Source organism: Rheinheimera muenzenbergensis, assembly GCF_036984005.1.
Classification (GTDB): Bacteria; Pseudomonadota; Gammaproteobacteria; order Enterobacterales; family Alteromonadaceae; genus Alishewanella; species Alishewanella muenzenbergensis.
In genome coordinates this window covers 1-5,226 of record NZ_JALAAR010000035.1, presented here as the reverse complement: position 1 = coordinate 5,226, position 5,226 = coordinate 1, and the positions used below count along the sequence as shown (strand labels likewise).

5 protein-coding genes are annotated in these 5,226 nt (G+C 44.7%); 2 read left to right on the top strand and 3 right to left on the bottom strand.

All coding sequences use genetic code 11. The annotated features are described in order from the left end of the window. Window positions 1-219 precede the first annotated feature (219 nt). Window positions 220-921: a transposase gene (locus MN202_RS20310; protein WP_335737958.1), complete on the top strand. Its 702-nt coding sequence runs from the start codon at window positions 220-222 to the stop codon at window positions 919-921. 1,186 nt (window positions 922-2,107) lie between these two features. Here MN202_RS20310 and MN202_RS20305 read toward each other — a convergent pair. Continuing rightward, a complete protein-coding gene (locus MN202_RS20305) occupies window positions 2,108-2,386 on the bottom strand; it encodes a MafI family immunity protein (protein ID WP_335737957.1) in 279 nt (92 codons plus the stop codon). Continuing rightward, window positions 2,386-3,330, bottom strand: a complete 945-nt coding sequence (locus tag MN202_RS20620; RefSeq protein ID WP_418334819.1) for an EndoU domain-containing protein — start codon at window positions 3,328-3,330, stop codon at window positions 2,386-2,388. Before MN202_RS20620 ends, MN202_RS20305 begins: the two co-directional genes overlap by 1 nt. Window positions 3,331-3,668: 338 nt before the next feature. On the opposite strand from MN202_RS20620, the gene MN202_RS20290 reads away from it, so the two are divergent. Next, complete coding sequence (locus MN202_RS20290) at window positions 3,669-4,586, top strand: Abi family protein (protein WP_335737956.1); 918 nt, start codon at window positions 3,669-3,671, stop codon at window positions 4,584-4,586. Between the two features lie 6 nt (window positions 4,587-4,592). Here MN202_RS20290 and MN202_RS20285 read toward each other — a convergent pair whose 3' ends face one another. Then, window positions 4,593-5,147, bottom strand: a complete 555-nt coding sequence (locus tag MN202_RS20285; protein WP_335737959.1) for a tyrosine-type recombinase/integrase — start codon at window positions 5,145-5,147, stop codon at window positions 4,593-4,595. Window positions 5,148-5,226: the final 79 nt, after the last annotated feature.

Sequence of the window (5,226 nt, the reverse complement as noted above, 5' to 3'; positions counted from 1 at the left end):
GGGTTAGTGGTGCGATAGACAAAGGCACCATCGGCGCGGGCAACGGTATCGCCATACTCCAGCGTGGTGGTGCGGCTACGTCTTTCGTCCGCCTGATCTGCTGTTTCTGTTAACGTTAGCGGTAAACCATAGGCATTAAAACTGGAGGAAAAAGGGTCGGAGCTAATAAACAGGTAGTAGTCTAGACTTGTTGCAAAATAGTAACCGCGGATTATTAATATGGCTCGAAAGCCCCGGTTTTATCTCAAAGATATTCCTTGCCACATCGTGCAGCGCGGTAACAATCGCCAGGCATGTTTTTTCTGTGATGAAGATTTTGGCTTTTACATAAACAGCCTGCAGGCGGCACTGCAGCGCTATAGCGTGCAATTACATGCTTTTGTATTAATGACCAATCATGTGCATTTGCTCCTGACGCCAGATGATACAGAGGGGATCTCCCGTGTGATGCAGGGTGTAGGACGAGATTATGTGCGTTATGTTAACAAACACTACAGACGCAGTGGCACCTTGTTTGAGGGACGCCATAAAGCCAGCCTGATAGACAGTGAGCGCTATTTACTGCAATGTCAGCGTTACATAGAGCTGAATCCGGTACGGGCAAAGATGGTGCAGCATCCGGCGCAGTATCACTGGTCAAGCTATCAGCATCATGGATTAGGAAAACCGATTGGTTGTCTGACCCCACATCCGCTCTACCTGGGATTGGGCGACAACATCGAAAGTCGATGCGAGGCTTACCAGGCACTGTTTACAACAGAGCTCAGCTCGCATGAAGTTGACACTATCCGTCAGAGTTTAACGCACAATTATCCATTAGGCGGCGAGCGTTTTCGTGCAGAAATAGAGCACGCACTGGGTGTGCGACTGGGCAAATGCGGGCCCGGTAGGCCCGCGGCGGAGCGGGGCGAAGTTAATTAGCTCCGACCTCTTTTTCCAACGCCACATCCGCTCTATCTTGGATTGGGCGAAAATAGCGAAAGCCGATGCGAGGCTTACCAGACTTTGTTTTCAACAGAACTTAACTCAGTTGAACTTAATAATATCCGCCAGAGTTTAACGCACAATTACCCATTAGGCGGCGAGCGTTTTCGGACAGAAATAGAGCTCGCACTGGGCGTGCGGTTAGGCAAATGCGGGCCAGGCAGGCCCGCGGCGGAGCGGAGCGGGGCGAAGCTAATTAGCACCGACCCCTTTTTCGATATGATCACCGAACGCCATGAATGTTCCTTCTGAGTTCATTTTTTTGTTTTAGCTAATAATTTTGTGGGGATACCTCAGGCTCCGACCCCTTTTCCACCCCTTTTCCCGTATGAACGAGACACTAATAAACAATTGCAAAATAGATACTAGTGGAACTAGCCAATATGAGAAAGAAAGATATTACATTATAAATAAAAACCTCTTTCTTAATTTTATTAAGAGCAAGCTTCTCTCTGTCAGGGTAATAATCTGATTTATCCACCTTTTTTAAGTAAAGAAAAATAACGATGCCAAGAAAAAACGAAATTGGCACAAAAAACTCGACTTTTCCCAAAAGAAATCGAGCCAAAAAATATGCAAGAGGGTTTAATAGTAAAGCCCAAAAAAAACCTTCCTGCGCACTTGTGAAGTATTTCCCGAAACGTGGGGATTTTTTTTGTGTGGTCAAGTGCGCCCCTCTTACATATGCTTTATATATTTTAAGTAGCATCCTTAATTTCAATCCTTCCTCATATTGATAAAAGGCGTATCAAATGTTCTATACATAAACTCTACTGGTGAATTTTTGTATAATGTAGCTGCATCTGAAAAAGCTAATTAGCTCCGACCCCTTTTTCTCTAAAACCATGATTCTGTCGCAGCAACGCTGCATCACTTGGACTGGCGGGAGAACAGAGGGTTTTCTGGGGCTACAAGTAGCCAGGGGCCGGACGCAGTGAGTTCTAAGCCTTGATCCTGATGGGTGACTGGTGCGATACATCGCAACCACCAATGAGAACTAAAATGCGACAGTTATAGGTTTGCAGGGGTGAAAAGATACGCGCACTTAACCGTGCGCGCGGGTTTGGTTACTCTATTGACTCCGAGAGGCTAATGGGTGACCCTGAAGTTGTAACATTTAAACTTAGCTATCAGTTACATGGCCGCGCAGTTTCTCTTCAAACACTTTTTTGTCCAATTGCATTACATCTGCCAACTCACAGACAAGAGCAAAAGCCTCACCAGAAATCTGCTTGTTCTCCTCAATCACGATATCAACCAAGGTCTCTAAAGCCAGTCCATATTCGCCAGCATCAATGAAATCCTGCACTTCATTTCTTTCAGAGTTGGTGAATATTTTTAACAACAGATCAAGCAATCGTAACAACAGGTTTTCGATAGATTGATAATCGTAAGTAGTCATCATGGATTCCTCGGCACGTTAGTCGGGAACCCTGAGACAATATCTCCGTTGCGTTCCTGAATTACTCTGATATCAATCCCATCGCGCGTTCCTTCCGTAATCGTTCGCCCGCCACGCCCAGTACGAGTTACTGCATTTGGGTCAGTCGCAATGTCAGATATTTCATGCATAATTTTATCATCTGACCAGCCTTGAGGAAACTCACTCTTTCCTGGCTTGCCAGTACCAGGTCTATGCCCACCACCCGTGGCATCACCGTCAAGGATATGTCTACGACGCTGAGAAGAGGCAAGATCTACATAGTCATCTACCTTCTTTGTAACACTCTCAGCATTATTTCTAATATGCTTTATTTTTTTCAATATCTTGGAGGCAAGTGGACCAACAACGGGAACGGCTCCAGCACCCGCAGCTGCAATATTGATTGCTGTGGGGTCTTGTACCGCCTCTACAATGCCCTTAATTGCACCGGTAACCGGGGCATTATCAAGAATTGTTGAGAGAGGATATTTGTCCCTAACAATTTCTCCTATATCAGTATTACCGATATTTTTTCGTTGGCTACTTCTATAGTTACATCCCGAACTATCCGCTCTGCCGCATGCGCCTTTTGTTTTACCAATCTCCGTAGTTGAAAATTGCGCATAACCTTTTATGGAGGACTGAGGTTGTTCACCATTTCCTTTCCCTGCACCTCCAGATGAGATACCTGAAGGTATAGTCCCCGGCTCTGCAAAACCACCGTGATTCGCATCCGTATTCGCACAAACAGTATCAATCTTCGATGCCGCACAACCCATATACCCTGTCGGATCTGTCCCAGCCAACGGGTTATTCATTATGTATGAATAAGGGTTCATACTCTGGCTATTGCTCGGCGACTGAATTACAGGGTCAACACTAAGGAACCTACCAAGGTTGTAATCATACGCCCGACCGTTCATATGAATGGCTGGGGAGTACGATGAGTACGTCAATAAAGAGTTAAGCTATTAAAGAACAATTGGTTACGAAATTACTTCGTTTGATGTTACTAATGTACACTTGCTCAATCAATAACCAAATATTATTAAGCTGTTGACTAAGGGATGAGACTTGAGAGGGATTTATTAGGCTGTATAAATGAAAACCCCGGCTCTAGGCCGGGGCGAAAACTTGAGGTCTTTACGAATGGTCGTAAGCTAATTTGCTCATTGGAACCAGACGCCAACCTTGTGTTACAGTTTATGCCCAATTGACGCCCTCGTCAATATCTCAATACCTATAAGAGAAGAAGCATCGGATGCCAAGAAGTATTAATTATCGCCCATTCCTTATCGACGAGCTTATCACAAATGAAAGGCTTAACAGCTACGCATCCGTGTTCAAGCATGCAGATGATGTTGAGCTGGTTGGGGCGTATATTTGGAACATGCATGTTTGCGCATCTCTATATCCTCTGCTAACTACCGTTGAAGTGACTCTCAGAAACTCAATTGATACTGCCTTAACCAAAAGCTTAGGACGATTTTGGTGGAGCCAAAACCGATTGCACTATAAGTCTTTCTCCCACGGAGGTAATGAGCCTTTCGTGGTTTCTGCAATAAAGCAGAATTTCTCAAAGGCATATGACCAAGTTAGGCGGGACAAGCGAGATCGTTACAGTATCCGTAATGCAAGGCCAACACATCATGAAATCATAGCCAAAACGGAATTTTCAACGTGGGAGTTCATTTTAGATCATGAGTTCATGGGGCCGAATTTAATCTGGCCTTCTCGATTAGGCTCTGTTTTTCGAGGTGTGTGGCCGACATCAAGGGCAGCAAATATGCTTTCTTCAACAAAAGATTTGGTAAAAACTATTAGGGAGTTTAGAAACCGTGTTTCACACCATGAGCCTGTGTGGAAACGTTTCAGTGTTCACACAGAGCAAGATGCGATAACACATCTTCATGAAAAAATAGATAAAATCAAACAACTGATATCATTAATTTCACCAGAAAAAGAGCAACTAATAATGAGAAGCGGTTTGCTTTCCAGTGCTGAGAGAATGTGCTCTATCAGTGAGCTGAGGCGTTTTCAGCATAATGTGGAAACCATTAAGATAAAGTCTATTGCCAAGCTATCGAAGCTATCGCAAAAGGCCTCTGATGAAAATGCGGTTAAAAAAATAGTGTTATATAAATACGGAAAGACTCAATTTCTCCTTCATCCTGCTTAGCAGTAGCTAAAATCTGGATTGCGCTATCGGGTGATTGAAAGGGATGTATAAGGAGGAATTCTGCACCGCTGGGTGAAACTTCTGGTAGTCATCACTCATTTTACGCACAGCAACGTGAGTGTAAATCTGTGTCGTAGACACGCTGGCATGGCCTAGTACCTTCTGTACGGTCAGCAAGTCTGCACCGTTATCAAGTAGAGTCGTCGCCGTCGTATGCCGGTATAGATTACTCGCTCCCGGCTTGGACACACCAGCCCGACGTTTATACTTATTGATCAACTCGGTAATTTGCCCTCCGGTGTATTGCAGACCGCTGTTATTCAAAAACAAATAGTCGCCCGACGAAAAATTCATTAGTTTGGGGCGGATGTTATCTCTGTAATAGGTGACCAGCTCTAGCGCTTCTGGCGCGATAGGGACTATCCGGTCTTGCCTGCCTTTACTCTGGGCCACAAATATCAGCTTGGCCTGTTCATTAATACTTTTTAAGCTAAGGGTTGTGATGTCGTTTCGCCGCAAACCGCATGAAAAGAAGACGGCTAGAATCGCACAGTCGCGAATACCGGTAATACACCCATTTTTAATTGACGCTGAAAGTAGAAGGTTGCGTTATTAAAGCCTGTTTGTATTTCGGTGGTAT